Source organism: Variovorax sp. MPBD4-3 (assembly GCF_058809745.1).
In genome coordinates, this window is record NZ_JBXASW010000010.1 from 133,515 (window position 1) to 149,967 (window position 16,453).

The 16,453-nt window shown below is 68.6% G+C and carries 17 protein-coding genes; 8 read left to right on the plus strand and 9 right to left on the minus strand.

From position 1 onward, the window contains the following. Positions 1-7 precede the first annotated feature (7 nt). The gene (locus AC1RVW_RS08895) at positions 8-712 is read right to left on the minus strand and encodes a fumarylacetoacetate hydrolase family protein (protein ID WP_081270701.1); all 705 of its coding nucleotides are present in this window, start codon (positions 710-712) and stop codon (positions 8-10) included. A 146-nt stretch (positions 713-858) separates the two neighbouring features. After that, a complete protein-coding gene (gene gtdA / locus AC1RVW_RS08900) occupies positions 859-1,920 on the minus strand; it encodes a gentisate 1,2-dioxygenase (RefSeq protein WP_493199359.1) in 1,062 nt (353 codons plus the stop codon). Positions 1,921-2,041: 121 nt separating this feature from the next. On the opposite strand from gtdA, the gene AC1RVW_RS08905 reads away from it, so the two are divergent. The 6 genes from AC1RVW_RS08905 (at position 2,042) to AC1RVW_RS08930 (ending at position 6,067) form a co-directional block, all read left to right on the plus strand. After that, positions 2,042-2,938, plus strand: coding sequence for a LysR family transcriptional regulator (locus tag AC1RVW_RS08905; RefSeq protein ID WP_081270699.1), 897 nt, complete (start codon positions 2,042-2,044; stop codon positions 2,936-2,938). 97 nt (positions 2,939-3,035) lie between these two features. Beyond that, complete coding sequence (locus tag AC1RVW_RS08910; RefSeq protein ID WP_081270698.1) at positions 3,036-3,485, plus strand: acyl-CoA thioesterase; 450 nt, start codon at positions 3,036-3,038, stop codon at positions 3,483-3,485. Between the two features lie 89 nt (positions 3,486-3,574). After that, entirely contained in the window at positions 3,575-4,051 is a 477-nt protein-coding gene (locus tag AC1RVW_RS08915; RefSeq protein ID WP_081270697.1) for a phasin family protein, read from the plus strand. Positions 4,052-4,192: 141 nt separating this feature from the next. Beyond that, complete coding sequence (locus tag AC1RVW_RS08920; protein ID WP_493199362.1) at positions 4,193-4,888, plus strand: TetR/AcrR family transcriptional regulator; 696 nt, start codon at positions 4,193-4,195, stop codon at positions 4,886-4,888. An 8-nt stretch (positions 4,889-4,896) separates the two neighbouring features. After that, the gene (locus AC1RVW_RS08925) at positions 4,897-5,742 is read left to right on the plus strand and encodes a hypothetical protein (RefSeq protein ID WP_493199364.1); all 846 of its coding nucleotides are present in this window, start codon (positions 4,897-4,899) and stop codon (positions 5,740-5,742) included. 67 nt (positions 5,743-5,809) lie between these two features. After that, on the plus strand, positions 5,810-6,067 hold the full coding sequence (locus AC1RVW_RS08930; RefSeq protein ID WP_007835415.1) for an acyl-CoA-binding protein: 258 nt from the start codon (positions 5,810-5,812) through the stop codon (positions 6,065-6,067). A gap of 17 nt (positions 6,068-6,084) precedes the next feature. On the opposite strand, the gene AC1RVW_RS08935 is transcribed toward AC1RVW_RS08930, so the two are convergent. The 4 genes from AC1RVW_RS08935 to AC1RVW_RS08950 are packed head-to-tail and all read right to left on the minus strand — an operon-like array spanning position 6,085 to position 10,833. Then, on the minus strand, positions 6,085-7,329 hold the full coding sequence (locus tag AC1RVW_RS08935; RefSeq protein ID WP_493199366.1) for a CaiB/BaiF CoA transferase family protein: 1,245 nt from the start codon (positions 7,327-7,329) through the stop codon (positions 6,085-6,087). 12 nt (positions 7,330-7,341) lie between these two features. Continuing rightward, positions 7,342-7,659: a polyhydroxyalkanoic acid system family protein gene (locus tag AC1RVW_RS08940; protein WP_081270691.1), complete on the minus strand. Its 318-nt coding sequence runs from the start codon at positions 7,657-7,659 to the stop codon at positions 7,342-7,344. Continuing rightward, entirely contained in the window at positions 7,652-8,776 is a 1,125-nt protein-coding gene (locus AC1RVW_RS08945; protein ID WP_493199369.1) for an aminopeptidase, read from the minus strand. The genes AC1RVW_RS08940 and AC1RVW_RS08945 overlap by 8 nt, the downstream gene beginning before the upstream one ends. Beyond that, positions 8,773-10,833, minus strand: a complete 2,061-nt coding sequence (locus AC1RVW_RS08950) for a molybdopterin-containing oxidoreductase family protein (protein WP_493199371.1) — start codon at positions 10,831-10,833, stop codon at positions 8,773-8,775. The genes AC1RVW_RS08945 and AC1RVW_RS08950 overlap by 4 nt, the downstream gene beginning before the upstream one ends. Positions 10,834-10,884: 51 nt before the next feature. On the opposite strand from AC1RVW_RS08950, the gene AC1RVW_RS08955 reads away from it, so the two are divergent. Further along, positions 10,885-12,015 (plus strand): ABC transporter substrate-binding protein, encoded by a 1,131-nt coding sequence (locus AC1RVW_RS08955; RefSeq protein ID WP_493199373.1) that lies wholly within the window; start codon positions 10,885-10,887, stop codon positions 12,013-12,015. Here the strand turns inward: AC1RVW_RS08955 and AC1RVW_RS08960 are convergent. The 3 genes from AC1RVW_RS08960 to AC1RVW_RS08970 all read right to left on the minus strand — a co-directional run bounded on the left by AC1RVW_RS08960 (position 12,005) and on the right by AC1RVW_RS08970 (position 14,912). Then, entirely contained in the window at positions 12,005-13,099 is a 1,095-nt protein-coding gene (locus tag AC1RVW_RS08960) for a M14 family metallopeptidase (protein WP_081270687.1), read from the minus strand. The genes AC1RVW_RS08955 and AC1RVW_RS08960 overlap by 11 nt on opposite strands. Before the next feature lie 7 nt (positions 13,100-13,106). Continuing rightward, positions 13,107-14,309, minus strand: a complete 1,203-nt coding sequence (locus AC1RVW_RS08965) for a M20 aminoacylase family protein (protein ID WP_493199376.1) — start codon at positions 14,307-14,309, stop codon at positions 13,107-13,109. A gap of 81 nt (positions 14,310-14,390) precedes the next feature. Continuing rightward, the gene (locus AC1RVW_RS08970; protein ID WP_493199378.1) at positions 14,391-14,912 is read right to left on the minus strand and encodes a nucleoside deaminase; all 522 of its coding nucleotides are present in this window, start codon (positions 14,910-14,912) and stop codon (positions 14,391-14,393) included. Positions 14,913-15,044: 132 nt separating this feature from the next. Here AC1RVW_RS08970 and argE point away from each other — a divergent pair, with 132 nt between their 5' ends. Continuing rightward, positions 15,045-16,211, plus strand: a complete 1,167-nt coding sequence (gene argE / locus AC1RVW_RS08975; RefSeq protein WP_409194680.1) for an acetylornithine deacetylase — start codon at positions 15,045-15,047, stop codon at positions 16,209-16,211. Positions 16,212-16,453 lie beyond the last annotated feature (242 nt).

Below are 16,453 nucleotides of genomic sequence, written 5' to 3' on the forward strand. Positions count from 1 at the left end.
GAAAGACTCAGTCGATACGGACCGTGAGAGACGGCAGGCGCTCGATGCTCACCTTGATGGTCTGCCCGGCCTTCACCGCGCCCACGCCTTCGGGCGTGCCGGTGAAGATCAGGTCGCCGGGCTGCAGCGTGAAGAGCGTCGACAGGTTGGCGATGACCTCGTTGACCGACCAGATCAGGTGCGTGATGTCGCTGTTCTGGCGCACCTGGCCGTCGACTTCGAGGGTGATGGCGCCGGCGTTGATCTCGCCCACGTCGGCCAGCGTGCGCAGCGGCGCGATGGGCGCGGAGAAGTCGAACGCCTTGCCGATTTCCCAGGGGCGGCCCTGCTCGCGCATCTTCATCTGCAGGTCGCGGCGGGTCATGTCCAGGCCCACGGCATAGCTGTGGATGTGGCTGGCGGCGTCTTCGACCTTGATGTCCTTGCCGCCCTTGCCGATGGCCACGACCAGTTCGGCTTCGTAGTGGTAGTTGCTGGTGAGCGGCGGGTACGGAATGCTGCCGGTCGCGCCCGCGGCCACGGGCACCACGGAAGCGTCATCGTTCGGCTTGCAGAAGAAGAACGGCGGTTCGCGGTCGGGGTCGAAGCCCATCTCGCGCGCATGGGCCGCGTAGTTGCGGCCGACGCAGTACACGCGGCGCACGGGGAACAGCTTGTCGGAATCCACGATGGGCAGGCCGACGACGGAAGGAGGCGTGAAAACGAAGGACATGGGGGGTTCCTGCCGCGCAGAGCGGCACACGGTCAACAAAACAAAAGAAGAAATTCGGCCGGCGCCGGGCCGCCCCAAGGCGGCCGAGCCTCCCCCTCGGGGGGTGGCGAATTACACGAAGCGAAGCGCAGCGAAAAGCCGGGGGGTCAACATCCTTCGAGGAAGGCTTCGCGCAGGATGCCCATGGCCTGCTGCACGGGGCGGTCCGAGAAGCTGAAGAGCACGGCGTCTTCGTTCGGCGACGACAGCTTCAGCGGCGCCCACGAAGGCACCACGAAAGTGTCGCGCGGACCGAAGTCGAAGCGCTGGCCGGCGATCTCGGCCGTGCCGTGGCCTTCGACCACGCTGTAGACGGCGCCGTCGGTCGCGCGGTGGGTCTTGCCCGCGAAGCCCTTGGGGCAAAGCTGCAGGTTGGTCGAGATGGTCGGCATCGGCGAGCCGCCCGTCAGCGGGTTGACGTAGCGCAGCTTGTGGCCCAGCCACGCGTCGGGCGCTTCCTGCTTCTGCAACAGGGCCAGTGCCTCGCGGCTGCGCGCATAGGGGTAGTTGAAGATCGGCGAGGTGGCCGACACATGGTCGTGGCGCACCGGCACCATGTTGTGGCCGAAGCGCGCGAGGCTGTTGCCTTCCGCGCGCGACACGTGCTGCACCTTGGAATCGTCGTTCTCGGCGAAGCCCGCGTCGAAGAAGCGCAGCATCGGAATGTCGAGCCCGTCGAGCCACACCACCGGCTCCACGCTGCCGCCGATGCCCTCGTTGCCGTGGTCGTGCCAGGCCCACGACGGCGTGATGATGAAGTCGCCGGGGTACATCGTGGTGCGCTCGCCGCCCACCGTGGTGTAGGCGCCCTTGCCGTCGACGATGAAGCGCAGCGCCGACTGCACATGGCGGTGCGAAGGCGCCACCTCGCCCGGCATGATGAGCTGCAGGCCGGCATACAGCGACTGCGTGATCGACGAATTGCCGGGCAGCGCCGGGTTCTCGAGCACCAGCACGCGGCGCACGGCCTCTTCGGCGGTGATGAGGTCGGCCGACTCCATCAGCAGCGGGCGGATCTCGTCGTAGCGCCACAGCGCGGGCACGCAGGGGGTCTGCGGTTCGCGCGGCACGAGCGCGTGCAGCGATTCCCACAGCGGCGTGAGATGCAGCGGGCCGATGCGGGCGTAGTAGTCGCGGCGCTCTGCCGCATTGGAGGGAACGGGTTTCATGGGCGTGGTTGTCTCCGTGGCCGGGCATTGTTGAGCCGCACCACTATTTCCTCAAGCCCGGCAGCCAATACACGGAATCGGGAATTTCGATAATGGTGCCTTTCGCTCCAGGGAAACACCCATGTCCAGGCTCGATCTCGAATGGCTCGCCGTGTTCGACGAGGTCTACAAGACCGGCAACGTCTCCAAGGCGGCCGAGCGGCTGGGCATGGCGCAGTCGGCGGCCAGCACCGCGCTGAACAAGCTGCGCGCGCACTTCGACGACCGCCTCTTCACCCGCACCGCGCAGGGCATGCAGCCCACGCCGCATGCGGAGCGCATCTACCCGAACCTGCGCGAGGCGCTGGGCCAGCTGGCGCAGGCCCAGGGCAACCGCAGCAGCTTCGACCCCGCGCAGGCGCAGCGGCGCTTTCGCATCTGCATGACGGACATCAGCGAGGTGGTGCTGCTGCCAGGCCTGCTCGACCATCTGCGGCATGCGGCGCCGGGGGTGCACATCGAGACCGAGATCATCTCCACCATCAGCGGGCGCCGCCTGCAGGACGGCGAGGTCGACCTGGCCGTGGGCTTCATGCCCCAGCTGGACGCGGGCTTCTACCAGCAGACGCTGTTCATGCAGAACTTCGTGTGCCTGGCCGCGCAGAACCATCCGCGCATCGGCGCGCGGCTCACGCGCAGGCGCTTCGAGGCGGAGGCGCATGCGGTGGTGTCGACGTCGGGCACGGGGCACGCCATCGTCGACACCACGCTCGCTCGGCTGGGGCTCAGGCGCAACGTGGTGGTGCGGCTGTCGAGCTTCCTGAGCGTGGCGCGCATCGTGGCGCATACCGAGCTGCTGGTGGTGGTGCCGCGCATCCTGGGCAAGGTGCTGGCCACTCAGGAGCCGGTGAAGCTGCTGGAGCCGCCCTTCTCGCTGCCCGACTACGCGGTGAAGCAGCACTGGCACGAGCGCTTCCACGCCGACCCGGGCAACGCGTGGCTGCGGCGCACGCTGGCCCAGCTGTTCAGCGGCGCCTGAAGGGGGCGCGTGAAGGGGCGCATGGAGGGGCGCATGAAGGGGCGCGCGCTCGCATAATCGCGGCTCCCCACCACAGCCATTCCAGAAAAGGCGAACCATGTCCTCGATCACCCTGCGCTTTCTTGCCGAGCCGAACACCGTCAACTTCGGCGGCAAGGTCCACGGCGGCACGGTCATGAAGTGGATCGACGAGGCCGGCTACGCCTGCGCGACCAGCTGGGCCAAGCGCTACTGCGTCACCGCCTTCATCGGCAGCATCCGCTTCCACCGGCCGATCATGATCGGCGACCTCGTCGAGGTGGAGGCCCGCCTGGCCTACACCGGCAAGACCAGCATGAACATCTCGGTCGAGGTGCGCAGCGGCGACATGAAGGGCGGCGCGATGGAGAAGACCACCGAGTGCCTGATCGTCTTCGTGTCGGTCGACTCGCACGGGCGGCCATTGCAGGTCGAGAGCTTCGCACCGGGCACCCCGGGCGAAATGGCGCTGGCCGAGCGCGCCAAGGCCCACCTGGACGCCAGCCGCGCCGCCGGCGCCACGCCCTGAGCCCGGCGCTAGGCGCAAAGCCCTAATCGCGAGCGCCGGGGGCCGCTAGAGTCCTGCGATCGATTCGAATCTTTCAAGGAACACCTCGCATGGCCTCCCAGGACGACAACAGCAAAGCCGCCGACCGCATCAAGGACTCCGCCCAGCAGATCTGGCTGGCCGGGCTCGGCGCCTTCGCCAAGATGCAGCAGGAAGGCAGCAAGGCCTTCGAGGCACTGGTCAAGGACGGCGCCGGCATGCAGAAGAAGACCCAGCAGGCCGCCGAGGAAACGCTGGCCCAGGCCCAGCAGCGCATGGCCGGCTTCGCGAGCGAGTTCGGCACCAAGGCGGCCGGCCAGTGGGGCAAGCTGGAGAACATCTTCGAGGAACGCGTGGCGCGCGCGCTCGAAAAGCTCGGCACCCCCTCGGCCGCCGACATGGCCGCGCTGCAGGCGCGCGTCGAAGCGCTCGAGGCCCAGCTGAAGAAGCAGGCGGCGGCAACAGCAGCCCCGCGCAAGGCTGCGGCCCGCAAGACGGCGGCTCCGGCCGCCAAGAAGACCACCTTGCGCCGCAGCAAGGCCGGCTGACCCGCCGCGCCGGCCCGCATCGGCCGGCCGCTATTGCGGCACTGCACAAGAAAACAGCCCCGCAAAACATGCACCGCGCCGTTCATGGTGCGGTGCACATGCGCTAGAGTGCCTTCAAGAGACAACCGGGGGCACCGAGACATGGCAAAGAAGGCGCCACGCCGCACAGCGCAACGCATCCTCGAAGCCGCATTGGACCTGTTCAACCGCTTCGGGGAGCCGAACGTCTCGACCACGCTGGTGGCGGGCGAACTCAACATCAGTCCGGGCAACCTCTACTACCACTACCCGGCCAAGGAAGAGCTGATCAACAAGCTCTACGAAGGCTACGAAGCCGAGCTCAACGAGCTGCTGCACGCGAGCGAAGGCGTGCACGACGTGGAGGACGCGTGGTTCTTCATGCACAGCCTGTTCGAGCTGATCTGGCGCTACCGCTTCCTGTACCGCGACCTCAACGACCTGCTGAGCAAGAACCGCCACCTGGAAACCCAGTTGCAGCTGGTGCTGGAGAACAAGGCTCGCGCCATCCGCCAGCTGATCGCCGGGCTGAGCCGCGCCGGCCACCTGGAGATCGATGCGCACGAGGTCGGCACCCTTGCACACAGCATGGTGGTGGTGCTGACCTACTGGCTGAGCTACGAGTACGTGCGCAACCCGCGCGAGGCACTGGAGCCGGCGCATGCGCAGGGTGCGCTGATGCGCGGCGGCCAGCACACGCTGCACCTGCTGGCGCCGTACCTCGGCACCGAGCAAAGGCGGCATCTGCTGACATTGAGCAATGCCTACGGCGCGGAAGATGCAGCCAACGCGACGTCCCCGGTCGATATGGCGGCCTAGACAAGACCATGCCCCACCCCGATTTCAAACCGCTCTCGCTGATGTCCGGCGGCGCCGCGGCCGCCGCCACCGCCGCGCAACCGTGGACGCCCCTGCCCTACGCCGACACGCCCCGCCACGACGCGCGCAGCGTGCTGGCGCACTGGCCGCGGCTGCACGCGGGCCACGACCACATGCCGCCGCCCGCCGCGGACTCGCCGCTCGCCGAGGGCTGGGCGCTGTACCACAGCGGCGAATTCGAGCGCGCGGCCACGGTCGGCCTGCTGCACGGCGCCGACGGCATGGTGCTGGCCAACCAGGCCACGGCCATCTACGCCAACTACCTGGAGCCGCGCGAAGCCGTGCGGCTCGCCATGTTCCGCCAGGTGATCGAGCGCGCCGGCGCGCAGGTGCTGGCCGATCCCGGCAACTGCCAGGCCCTTTACTGGCAGGCCTATGCGCTGGGTCGCTACAGCCAGGGCATCAGCGTGGCGCGCGCGCTGGCGCAAGGGCTGGGCAGCAAGCTCAAGGGCGCGCTCGAACGCGTCATCGAACTCCAGCCGGGGCATGCCGATGCGCACGTCGCGCTGGCGGCGTTCCACGCCGAGGTGATCGACAAGGTCGGCGCGCTGGTCGGACGCATGACCTACGGCGTGCGGGCCGAGGCCTCGATCGAGCTGTTCGAACGCGGCCTGGCGCTCAACCCCGATTCCGCCGCCGGAATGATGGAATACGCCCGCGCGCTGGTGATGCTGCACGGCGAGTCGCGCATGCGCGAGGCCACGCAATGGTTCGAGAAGGCCGCCGCGCTGAATCCGGCCGACGCCCGCGAGCGGCTGGACGTGGAACTGGCGCGCGCGGGGCTGCGCGACTGACCCCGGTACTTTCAAGTACCACGCGATTTAAGATGCGCGTTTTCAGCTTTTCAATTCGACCAAGCCCATGTCCGACCTCAACGCCCAATTCGAAGCCGCCCAGGCCAACTCCAAGCTGCTCGCCGAGCGCCCCGACAACCCGACGCTGCTGAAGATCTACGGCCTGTTCAAGCAGGCCACCGAAGGCGACAACACTGCCAAGAAGCCGAGCTTCAGCGACATCGTCGCGCGCGCCAAATGGGACGCCTGGACCGCGCAGAAGGGCGCGAGCGCCGACGAAGCCAAGCAGAAGTACATCGACCTGATCGAGTCGCTGCGCGGCTGACCAGCCAACCGCCGGCTCTACCCCACGATCCCGCGCGCACGCAGCGCGGCGATCTGCTCCTCGCTCAGCCCGATTTCCTTCAGCACCGCATCGGTGTCCGCCCCCACTGCCGGTGCGTTGTGCCGGTGGCTGGCCGGCGTGAGCGACAGCTTGGGAACGAAGCCCGGCACGGCCAGCTGGCTGCCGTCGCTCATTCGCACCTGCTGCAGCATGCCGCGCGCCGCGTAGTGCGGGTCGGCCGCGATGTCGGCGATGGTGTAGATGCGCCCTGCCGGCACGTGCGCCGCGTCGAGCGCGGCCAGCACCTCTTCCACCGTATGCCGCGCGGTCCAGTCGCCGATGGCGGCGTCCAGCATCCCGACCTGCGCCACGCGTCCGGCGTTGCCGGCCAAGGCCGGGTCGCCCGCCAGGTCGGGCCGGCCGATGCATTCCATGAGCCTGCGGAAGATGCTGTCGCCGTTGCCCGCGACGATGGCGTAGCCGCCGTCCGCGCAGCGGTAGGCGTTGGTCGGCGCGATGCCCGGCAAGGCGCTGCCGGCCGCCTCGCGAACCGCGCCGAAGGCGTCGTACTCGGGCAGCAGGCTTTCCATGCAGTTGAACACCGCCTCGTAGAGCGCCACGTCGATCACCTGCCCGCGGCCCCTGGGGTATTCGGCGCTCACTGTCGCATGCCGGTGCTGCATGGCCAGCAGCACGCCGATCACGCCATGCAGCGAAGCCAGCGTGTCGCCGATCGACACGCCCACGCGCACCGGCACGCGGCCCGGTTCGCCGGTGAGGTGGCGCAGCCCGCCCATGGCCTCGGCCACCACGCCGAAGCCGGGCCGGTCGCGGTACGGCCCGGTCTGGCCGTAGCCGCTGATGCGCAGCATGACGAGGGCGGGGTTGGCGGCCAGCAGCTCGTCGGGGCCGAGGCCCCAGCCTTCCATGGCGCCGGGGCGGAAGTTCTCGATCAGCACGTCGGCCTCGGCCGCGAGCTTGCGCACCACGGCCTGCGCCTCGGGCTCGCGCAGGTCGAGCGCCAGCGAGCGCTTGTTGCGCGACTGCACCTGCCACCAGACCGAGGTGCCGTCCTTCAGCAGCCGCCAGCTGCGCAGCGGATCGCCCGTGCCGGGAGCCTCGATCTTGACGACCTCGGCGCCGAAGTCCGCCAGCGTGCGCGCCGCGAACGGCCCCGCGATCAGCTGGCCCAGTTCGATGACCTTGAGGCCGGCCAACGGACCGCCGGCATGAGTAGAAGAGGCGTTCGTCGTCGCGGTCATGCCCCGGACCGCTCAGGCCAGCCGGGTACCGCCGCCGCCGGGCGCGCCGAGCAGCGCGTCGAGGTTGCGCGTGATCTTCTGCTCGATGACCTCGCTGAAGCTGCTGAACAGGAAGCCCAGCGTCGCGTCGAGCGTGAAGGTGTTGGCCGTGACCTCGACCGTGCCGTCGATGCCGGCGCGGGTGAACTGCGCCACGTCGCGGTCCTTGCCTTCGGTGTAGGCGCATTCGAGGCCGAATTCCTCCTGGGCCTGCTTCACCCACTGGCGCGCGACTTCGCGTGCGCCGGCAATGCCAAGCGCGTGGTTGCGTTCGATATGGATGTCAGGCACCGGGATCTTCCTTCTTGTCTTGGGGGCTGGAATGGGTCTGCAGCACGCCGCTGGCCGCCTGCAGCGCGGCGCGGCGCGCCTGCTCGGTCGGCAGCGCGGCGATGCGCTTGACCTCAGTGTAGAAGCGCGGCCAGTCGCGGCCTTCGCGCTCGAAGAGTTGCTCGAAGCTCGGCACCAGGTCGTCGTAGGCGCCCTGCGCGCCGAAGGCCGCGTTGTTGGCGCGCGCCACCCAGGCGTCGTAGGCGTTCTGGCGCGGGCCGCTCCAGCCGGCCTTCAGGCTGGCGTAGCGTTCGCGGAAGTCGGCCATGGCGGCCTGCTTCATGGTCTCTACCCTGGCCCAGTCCTTGGCCTTGGCTTCGGGCGACTCGTAGACCTTCGTGAGCGCGCGGCGGGTGTCGAGCGCGAGCGCGCGAAAGTCCTGGCGCTGCCTGTCGAACTGCGCGTATTCGCGGCGGGCCGGCTCGCCGGCCTCGCGCTGCAGCCACAGCGCGCCGCCGATGCGCTCGACCGCGGTGGCGTAAGACTCGTTGAACACCGTGTCGCCCGGCACGTAGAGCACCTGGTGCGCCAGCTCGTGGAACACGATGCGCGCCAGTTCGCCCTCCGGATAGCCGATGAAGGTGGACAGCAGCGGATCGCCGCCGGCCCAGTTCATCCAGCCCAGCGTGGAGTACGCGGGCACGGGGTAGACGGCCACCTCCATGCCTTCTTTCTTCTGCGCCTCGGCTTCGGCCTTGGCCGAGGCTTCGTCGTAGTAGCCGCGATAGCCCACGCAGCCCGCCACCGGGAAGCACCAGCTCTTGAGCGTGAGCGAATACGGCGGCGCGGCCACCACGTTCCACACGGCGGCGGCGCGGTGCAGGTCGGCGTACGACTTGTAGCTGGGGTTGTCGGGCAGGCCGAGTTCGGAAGAAGCGAAGCGCCGGATGCGCTGCGTGAGCTCGAGCTTGGCTTTCAGCGCCGCGGACACCGCCGGATCGGCCAGCCACTCGGGCACGGGCTTGGCGGCCCGCATGATGCCGATGTGGCCGCTGGCGGACTGCCAGTAGTAGCCGAGGTCGGCACAGCCGGTGAGCAACACCGAGCCTGCCAGCGCGAGCGCCGCGAGCAGCTTCACGCCTTCTCGACCTCCACGAGGCAGTCGTAGAAGGTCGGGCCGCGGCCGATGTCGGTCAGGCGCTGGCTGGTGAGCTCGTTGACGTTGGTGCCGTCCATGCCGAACTTGCGCCACCAGATGCCCATGCCGTGCACCACGCCCTGGCGTGCGCGGCGCGAGACCTCGGCGCGGCAGCGGTGCTCTCCGCGCTTGTTGAACACGCGCACCAGGGCGCCGTCCTCGATGCCGCGCGCGGCGGCGTCGGCCTCGTGGATCTCCAGCAGCGGCTCGACCTCGATGGCGCGCAGGCTCGTCACGTTCACGAAAGTCGAATTGAGGAAGTTGCGCGCCGGCGGCGAGATCATGGCCAGCGGGAACTCGGTCGAGCTGCCGGCCGGCTCCCAGTTGGGCACGTGGTCGGGCAGGCCGTTCATGCCCATTGCCTCGAGCCGCGCGCTGAAGAATTCGCAGCGGCCCGACGGCGTGGGGAACTTGCCCTCGGCAAACGGCGCTTCCGGCAGCTTCAGGCTGGTGAAGCCTTGCGCCAGCAGCTGCGGGAAGTCGATCGCGTTCTCCGCAAAGGCGGTGCGGCACAGCGTCTCGTCGGAATCTGAAAAACAGGGTTCGGTGAAGCCCATGCGCTTCGCCAGTTCGCGGAACACCCAGGCGTTGCTGCGGGCCTCGCCGCGCGGCGCCACGGCCGGGCGGTTCAGCAGCACGTCGGTGTGGCCGTAGCTGCAGTGGATGTCCCAGTGCTCCAGCTGCGTGGTGGCGGGCAGCAGGTAGTCGGCGTAGTCGGCGGTGTCGGTGCGGAACTGCTCCAGCACCACGGTGAAGAGGTCTTCGCGCGCGAAGCCCGCCGCCACCTTGGCCGATTCGGGCGCCACCGCCACCGGGTTGCTGTTGTAGACCACGATGGCCTTCACCGGGTTGGCGGTGTCCAGCAGCGCGTCGCCGATGGTGCTCATGTTGATGGTGCGCGGCTTGCGCCCGGCCAGCAGGTCGGGGCGCTGCAGCGCGGCGCGGTCGACCGGGTAATGCCCCGAGCTGCTCAGCAGCAGGCCGCCCGCGCGGTCGCGCCAGGCGCCCACCAGCGCCGGCAGGCAGGCGATGGCGCGGGCCGCGTTGCCGCCGCCGCGCACGCGCTGCATGCCGTAGTTCAGGCGGATCGCGGCCGGCTTGGTGGTGCCGTAGGCCCTGGCCAGCGAGACGATCTGTTCTTCGGGAATGCCGCAGACTTCGGCCGCGCGCGAGGGCGGCCACTGCAGCGCGCGTTCGCGCAGCTGCTCCCAGCCCAGCGTGTGGCTGGCGATGTAGTCATGGTCGAGCCAGTCGTGCACGATCAGCTCGTGCATGAGGGCCAGCGCCAGCGCGGCATCGGTGCCTGGCAGCAGCGCGATGTGCTCGTCGCACTTGTCGGCGGTTTCGGTCTTGCGCGGGTCGATGCACACCAGCCGGGCGCCGGCGCGCTTGGCGGCCTGGGCGTGGCGCCAGAAATGCAGGTTGCTGGCGATGGAGTTGCTGCCCCATATCAATATGAGCCTGGCCTCGGCGAAGAACTCGATGCGCATGCCGACCTTGGCGCCCAACGTGTAGACCATGGCCTCGCCGCCGGCCATGGAGCAGATGGTGCGGTCCAGCAGGGTGGCGCCCAGCTTGTGGAAGAAGCGCCGGTCCATCGACTCGCCCTGCACCAGGCCCATGGTGCCCGCATAGCTGTAGGGGACAATACCCTCGGGTTTTCCCTGTAATACTCGAAGATGCGCGGCGATGTCGTCCAGCGCGGCCTCCCAGCTCACCGGCTCGAACTGCCCGCTGCCCTTGGGTCCGACGCGCTTGAGCGGCTGGACCAGCCGCTCGGCGTGGTCGTTGCGCTCGATGTAGCGCGACACCTTGGTGCACAGCACGCCGCCGGTATGCGAATGCGCGGCATTGCCCTGCAGCTTCACGGCCACGCCGTCCTTCACGGTGGTGACGAGCGCGCAGGTGTCCGGGCAGTCATGGGGGCAGGCCCCCAGCACGGTGGACGTGGCGGGCGGGGGTGCTTCTTCGAGCAGGGAATCCGGTGCGTGGGGCATCGGGCAAGTCTAATTTGTGCGCAAGTCAGAGCGCGGGAACGGGTTTTCAACATGACGATGAATCGACGACATTTTTCGCTGGCCGCCGGCGCGGCCGCCACGCTGGGCGGCTTCGGCATCGCCCGGGCACAGGGCGACACGCCGCTGGTGCTGGGCCAGTCGGCGCCGTTCAGCGGGCCGTCCGCCCAGCTGGGCATCCAGTTCAACCAGGGCGCCAAGCTGTTCCTGGACCAGTACAACGCCCAGCCGGGCCGCCGCAACCTGGTCATCAAGAACCTCGACGACGGCTACGAGCCCGACCGCTGCGCCGCCAACACGCAGAAGTTCATCGAGGAAGACGTGTTCGCCCTGTTCGGCTACGTCGGCACGCCCACCAGCCTGGCGGCGCTGCCGCTGGCGGTGAAGGACAAGGTGCCCTTCGTGGCCCCCTTCACCGGCGCGATGTCGCTGCGCGAGCCGTTCCAGAAGAACGTGTTCCACCTGCGCGCCTCGTACAACGACGAGACGGCGCTCATGGTGAAGCAGCTCACCCACCTGGGCCTGAAGAAGATCGCGGTCTTCTACCAGAACGACGCCTACGGCAAGGCCGGGCTCGACGGCGTGACGCTGGCGCTCGGCGAGCAGCAACTCAAGCCGGTCGCACTGGCCACCGTGGAGCGCAACTCGGCCGACGTGGCCCAGGCCGTGAAGAAGATCGTGGCGGCGCGGCCCGACGCCGTGGTGCAGGTGGGCGCGTACAAAGCCTGCGCGACCTTCATCCGCGAAGCGCGCAAGGCGGGCTACGGCGGCACCTTCTTCAACATGTCCTTCGTGGGCACGCAGGCGCTGGCGGACGAACTGGGCAAGGACGCGGCCGGCGTGATGATCACCCAGGTGGTGCCCTCACCCTACAACCAGGCCAATGCGCTGGCACGCGAGTTCGCCGAAGCGGTGCGCAAGGCCGGCAACAGTGCGAGCGCCAACTTCTCGAGCATGGAAGGCTACCTGGCCGCGAAGGTTCTGGTCGAGGGCCTGCGCAAGGCGCCGGGCAAGCCTGCGCGCGAGAGCCTCATTGCAGGGCTGGAGAGCATCGACCGCCAGCAGTTCGGCGGGTTCGAGGTGTCGTTCTCCTCGAAGAACCACGTGGCCTCGAAGTTCGTCGAACTGTCGATGCTGACCGGAGACGGCCGGGTCAGGACCTGAGGCCGTCCACCGCCTGGAACATCGCCTGGCGGGCCTGGCTGACGATCTGTCCGCGCCAGGCATCGGTGTCGGTGTAGAAAGCTTCCACCATGCGCGCGCGGATGCTGTCCGCCAGGTCGGCCGGCGCCTCCGGGTGCTTGTGCAGCCAGTGGTCGGCGCGCAGCGCGCCCGTCACTTCCAGGATCGGCAGCGTGCCGTACTCGAGCGCGATGCCGGTGTACTCGGCCTGCGGGCACTCTTCGTACATGGCGTCCCACATCAGCCCGCGCAGCAATGCGGAGGTCGACGAACCGTCGTAGATCGACGTGACCGGCGCGGCCGGCGTGCCCCACCATGCATTGGCGCGCGCGTAGGCGACCTTGTCGTCGCGGCAGGCGAAGATGCGCTCGCCGAGGCCGTTCGGGCCCAGGCCCGTGTGCAGGTCGATCCAGGCCACGCGCCGGGCCTTGCCCGCATGCCGCTTCAGCACGCCGCGGATGGTCTTGTTGCTCCAGGTCGGCGCCTTGCCGCCGAAGAACAGGCCGTCGTCGAACTGGTACTGGCCACTGGTGACGGCCGCCTGGTAGGCGGTGGCGCCGTGCTTCTCGATCCACCTGGCCACGGCCGCCTGGTTCTCCGGCGTGGGCGGCCAGGTGGCGGGCAGCAGCAGTTCGTGCAGCTTGGCGTAGGGCTCGTTGACCGGCACCGGCTTCGAAAAATCGATGAAGTTGCGGTTCAGGTCGACGTTCTCGTGCGTGACGCGCCGGCCGTACGAAAAGCCGTGCGGGTTGAGCGCATGCACGTACAGCACCGCCACGCCCTGCGCCTTGGCCTTCTCGCGCCATTCGGCGTCGTGCAGCGCGAACACCTGCACGCCGCTGCCGCAGTGGCCTTCCACGCCATGGCAGGCGCTGGTGACGATCAGCAGATGCTCGGCATCGGCATTGCCGTCGAGCGCCACGTCCATCGACAGCTCTTCGCCGTCGCGCCCCTTGAGCGGATGCGCATGCGGCTCGACCGTGAGGCCGGCGCTCACGCAGGCCTGCAGGAACTTCTGGCGCGCCTGCGCGTAGCGCGGTGAAAAGGCTTCGGGAATGGCGATCATCGGGCGGTCACTCCGCGGTGGCGCCGGGCTTGAGGAACTGCTCGGCGATCTGCACCCAGCAGGTGGCGCCCAGCGGAATCAGATCGTCGTTGAAGTCGTAGCTCGCGTTGTGCAGCGTGCACGGGCCTTCGCCGTGGTGCACGTCGCGGTGCGCGCCGTCGCCGTTGCCGATGAAGGCATAGGCGCCGGGCTTGGCCTGCAGCATGAAGGCGAAGTCTTCCGAGGTCATGGCCGGTTCCTGCTTCAGCACGTTCTCGGGCCCGACGATGCCGCCCATCACGCGGCGCGCGAAGTCGGCCTCGGCCTCGGTGTTGACGGTGGGCGGGTAGTAGCGCTCGAAGCGGAACTCGCAGGTGGCGTCGTGCGCGGCGCAGATGTTGTCGGCAATCTGCTTCATCTTCGCCTCGATCAGGTCCAGCACCTCCAGCGAGAAGGTGCGCACCGTGCCCGACAGCTCGCAGTTGTCGGGGATCACGTTGTTGGCTTCGCCCGCATGGATGGTGGTGACCGAGATCACGGCCGAATCGGTCGGCTTCATCTTGCGCGTGAGGATGGTCTGGAAGGCCTGCACGATCTCGCAGGCAATCGGCACCGGGTCGATGCCGGTCTGCGGCAGCGCCGCATGGCCGCCCTTGCCGACCACGTTGACGAAGAACTTGTTGCCCGACGCCATCACCGGCCCGGGGCTCACCGCGAACTGGCCGGCCTTCATGCCGGGCCAGTTGTGCATGCCGAAGACGGCATCCATGGGGAACTGCTCGAACAGCCCTTCCTTGATCATTTCGCGGGCGCCGCCGCCGCCCTCTTCCGCCGGCTGGAAGATCAGGTACACGGTGCCGTCGAAGTTGCGGTTCTTCGCCAGGTGCTGCGCGGCCGCCAGCAGCATGGCGGTGTGGCCGTCGTGGCCGCAGGCGTGCATCTTTCCGTGGTGCTTGCTGGCGTGGGCGAAGGTGTTGAGCTCGGTGACGGGCAGCGCGTCCATGTCGGCGCGCAGGCCGACGGCGCGGCTGCTGGTGCCGTTCCTGACGATGCCCACCACCCCGGTGGTACCGAGCCCCCGGTGGATGGGAATGCCCCATTCGGTGAGCTTGCCTGCCACCACGTCGGCGGTGCGGACTTCTTCGAAGCAGAGTTCGGGATGGGCGTGGAGGTCACGTCGCACGGCGGCGATGCCGGCCGCCTGCGTGACGAGCGAATCGATGAGTTTCATGGCGTGGAGGTTTCAAAATGCCAGTCTATACAGTCTGCCCGCCCGGGGCACCGCGTAGATACACGCAGCCCGCGCACCCGCTCAGTGCGCGGCATGCCAGAAGCCCCGGTGCGGTGCGGCCGCCTCGTCCTCGAGCAGCGGGCCGACCACCTCGACCTTGTGCTGCCCGCGCACGAACACCTCGCGGCAGGGCAGCGAGAAGGTCGGGTTCTCGGGGTGGTCCCCGGTCAGGCCCAGCAGCGTGTGTTCCGACAGCGCATAGACCACGCGGCCGATGTTCGTCCAGTAGATGGCGCCCGCGCACATGCAGCAGGGCTCGGCGCTGGTGAACAGCGTGCAGCGCGCCAGCTGCGCAGGCGTGAGCAGCCGCGCGGCCTGCGCGGCGGCCACCAGCTCGGCGTGCTGGGTGGGGTCGCCCTCGGGCGGCATGGAGTTGTTGCCGGCGCTGGCGACGACCTCGCCGTGTTCGTCGGCCACCAGCGCGGCGAAGGGATGGCGACCGCGCGCCTTCGATTCGTCCGACAGGCGGATGGCCATGCGCAGCAGTTCGAGGTCGCGCGCGGAGAGCTCGGCCGGCGTGGCGGGATTTGCGTGAGCGTTCATGGAAATGTTCGGGATAAAAAAAGAGGCGGGACGCCCCGGATCGATGCACCGCAAGCGTGGCAGATCATCGCCGAGCACCCGGCGGCATGGCCACGTGCACGCATCGTGCCGACTTCCGGGAGAATGCGGCGCATGCTCCACACGCTTTCCCCCCAAAGCCTCCTGCTGGCCCAGACCCTGGTGCGCATGAACACCGTCAGTGCCAACAGCAACCTCGAACTGATCGACTTCGCGCAGAGCCACCTGAAGGCCCTGGGCGTGCAAAGCCGCATCACCTACAACGCCGAGCGCACCAAGGCCAACCTGTTCGCCACGCTGGGCGAAGGCAAGCCGGCCGGCGTCATCGTCTCGGGCCATACCGACACGGTGCCCTGGGACGGGCAGGACTGGAGCGTCGACCCGCTCTCGGCCGTCGTGCAGAACGAGCGCCTCTACGGGCGCGGCTCGGCCGACATGAAGAGCTTCATCGCCATCGCGCTGGCCAATGCCCATCGCTTCCTCGAAAGCGACTCGCCCTTCGCGGTGCATTTCGCGTTCAGCTATGAGGAAGAGATCGGCTGCTTCGGCGTGAAGGAACTGATCGCCGACATGCGCGACGCCGGCATCAAGCCGCTGGCCTGCATCGTGGGCGAGCCCACCAGCATGGTGCCGGCCATCGCGCACAAGGGCGTGTACCGCTACAAGTGCTGCGTGCGCGGCAAGGAGGCGCACTCGTCGCTCACGCCGAAGTCGGTCAACGCGATCGAGATGGCGGCGCGCGTGATCGGCAAGGTGCGTGACATGGCGGAGGACTTCGAGCGCAACGAACCGCGCTACGAGGGCTTCGACGTGCCCTTCAGCACCGCCAGCGTGGGCCAGTTCCATGGCGGCATCGCCGACAACGTGGTGCCGCGCGACGCGGAGTTCCGCTACGAGTTCCGCGACCTGCCCACAGCCGACGCCGGGCAGATGCAGGCCAAGGTGGTGGCCTATGCGGGCAGCCTGGAGCCCGCCATGAAGAAAGTGGCGCCCGACGCGGGCTTCAGCTTCGAGACGATCTGCGAGATTCCGAGTTTCCTGGGCGCGGCGGACAACCCGGTCACGAAGCTGGCGCAGCGCCTGTCGGGCGAAGAAGGCACCACGCTGGTGGCTTTCGGCACCGAGGCGGGCCTGTTCAAGAACGCCGGCATTCCCACGGTGGTGTGCGGGCCGGGCAGCATCGAGCAGGCGCACCAGCCGGACGAGTTCGTGAGCCTGGAGCAGCTCGCGCGCTGCGAGCTGTTCATGGAGCGGCTGGCTTCTTCTCCTGCCATCGGCTGACGTGTGTCGGGTGGGGACCGTCGTTTTTCGGGGCGCGCTCACGACGACGGGGTACCTTGCTCCGCGAATGTCCCCCGGGCTTCGCCCTCCTCCTTTATTTCGCTGCGCAAGGTACCCCATCGTCGTGATCGTTCAGCGCACTGGTTGATCGGCTTGCACGAGCGCCGCTTTCATCGCGCGCAGGGCGCCGGGTGCTCCCCGCAGCGAAATAAAGGAGGAGCCCGAAGGGCGGGGGACATTCG

What these genes read in the sequence shown, in the direction of transcription:
- AC1RVW_RS08905 (WP_081270699.1), top strand. Translation starts at nt 2,042, where the DNA reads ATGTCCAGGCTCGATCTCGAATGGCTCGCCGTGTTCGACGAGGTCTAC.
- AC1RVW_RS08915 (WP_081270697.1), top strand. Translation starts at nt 3,575, where the DNA reads ATGGCCTCCCAGGACGACAACAGCAAAGCCGCCGACCGCATCAAGGAC.
- AC1RVW_RS08965 (WP_493199376.1), bottom strand. Translation starts at nt 14,309, where the DNA reads ATGAAACTCATCGATTCGCTCGTCACGCAGGCGGCCGGCATCGCCGCC.
- gtdA (WP_493199359.1), bottom strand. Translation starts at nt 1,920, where the DNA reads ATGAAACCCGTTCCCTCCAATGCGGCAGAGCGCCGCGACTACTACGCC.
- AC1RVW_RS08970 (WP_493199378.1), bottom strand. Translation starts at nt 14,912, where the DNA reads ATGAACGCTCACGCAAATCCCGCCACGCCGGCCGAGCTCTCCGCGCGC.
- AC1RVW_RS08895 (WP_081270701.1), bottom strand. Translation starts at nt 712, where the DNA reads ATGTCCTTCGTTTTCACGCCTCCTTCCGTCGTCGGCCTGCCCATCGTG.
- AC1RVW_RS08960 (WP_081270687.1), bottom strand. Translation starts at nt 13,099, where the DNA reads ATGATCGCCATTCCCGAAGCCTTTTCACCGCGCTACGCGCAGGCGCGC.
- AC1RVW_RS08920 (WP_493199362.1), top strand. Translation starts at nt 4,193, where the DNA reads ATGGCAAAGAAGGCGCCACGCCGCACAGCGCAACGCATCCTCGAAGCC.
- AC1RVW_RS08910 (WP_081270698.1), top strand. Translation starts at nt 3,036, where the DNA reads ATGTCCTCGATCACCCTGCGCTTTCTTGCCGAGCCGAACACCGTCAAC.
- argE (WP_409194680.1), top strand. Translation starts at nt 15,045, where the DNA reads ATGCTCCACACGCTTTCCCCCCAAAGCCTCCTGCTGGCCCAGACCCTG.
- AC1RVW_RS08955 (WP_493199373.1), top strand. Translation starts at nt 10,885, where the DNA reads ATGACGATGAATCGACGACATTTTTCGCTGGCCGCCGGCGCGGCCGCC.
- AC1RVW_RS08930 (WP_007835415.1), top strand. Translation starts at nt 5,810, where the DNA reads ATGTCCGACCTCAACGCCCAATTCGAAGCCGCCCAGGCCAACTCCAAG.
- AC1RVW_RS08925 (WP_493199364.1), top strand. Translation starts at nt 4,897, where the DNA reads ATGCCCCACCCCGATTTCAAACCGCTCTCGCTGATGTCCGGCGGCGCC.
- AC1RVW_RS08950 (WP_493199371.1), bottom strand. Translation starts at nt 10,833, where the DNA reads ATGCCCCACGCACCGGATTCCCTGCTCGAAGAAGCACCCCCGCCCGCC.
- AC1RVW_RS08935 (WP_493199366.1), bottom strand. Translation starts at nt 7,329, where the DNA reads ATGACCGCGACGACGAACGCCTCTTCTACTCATGCCGGCGGTCCGTTG.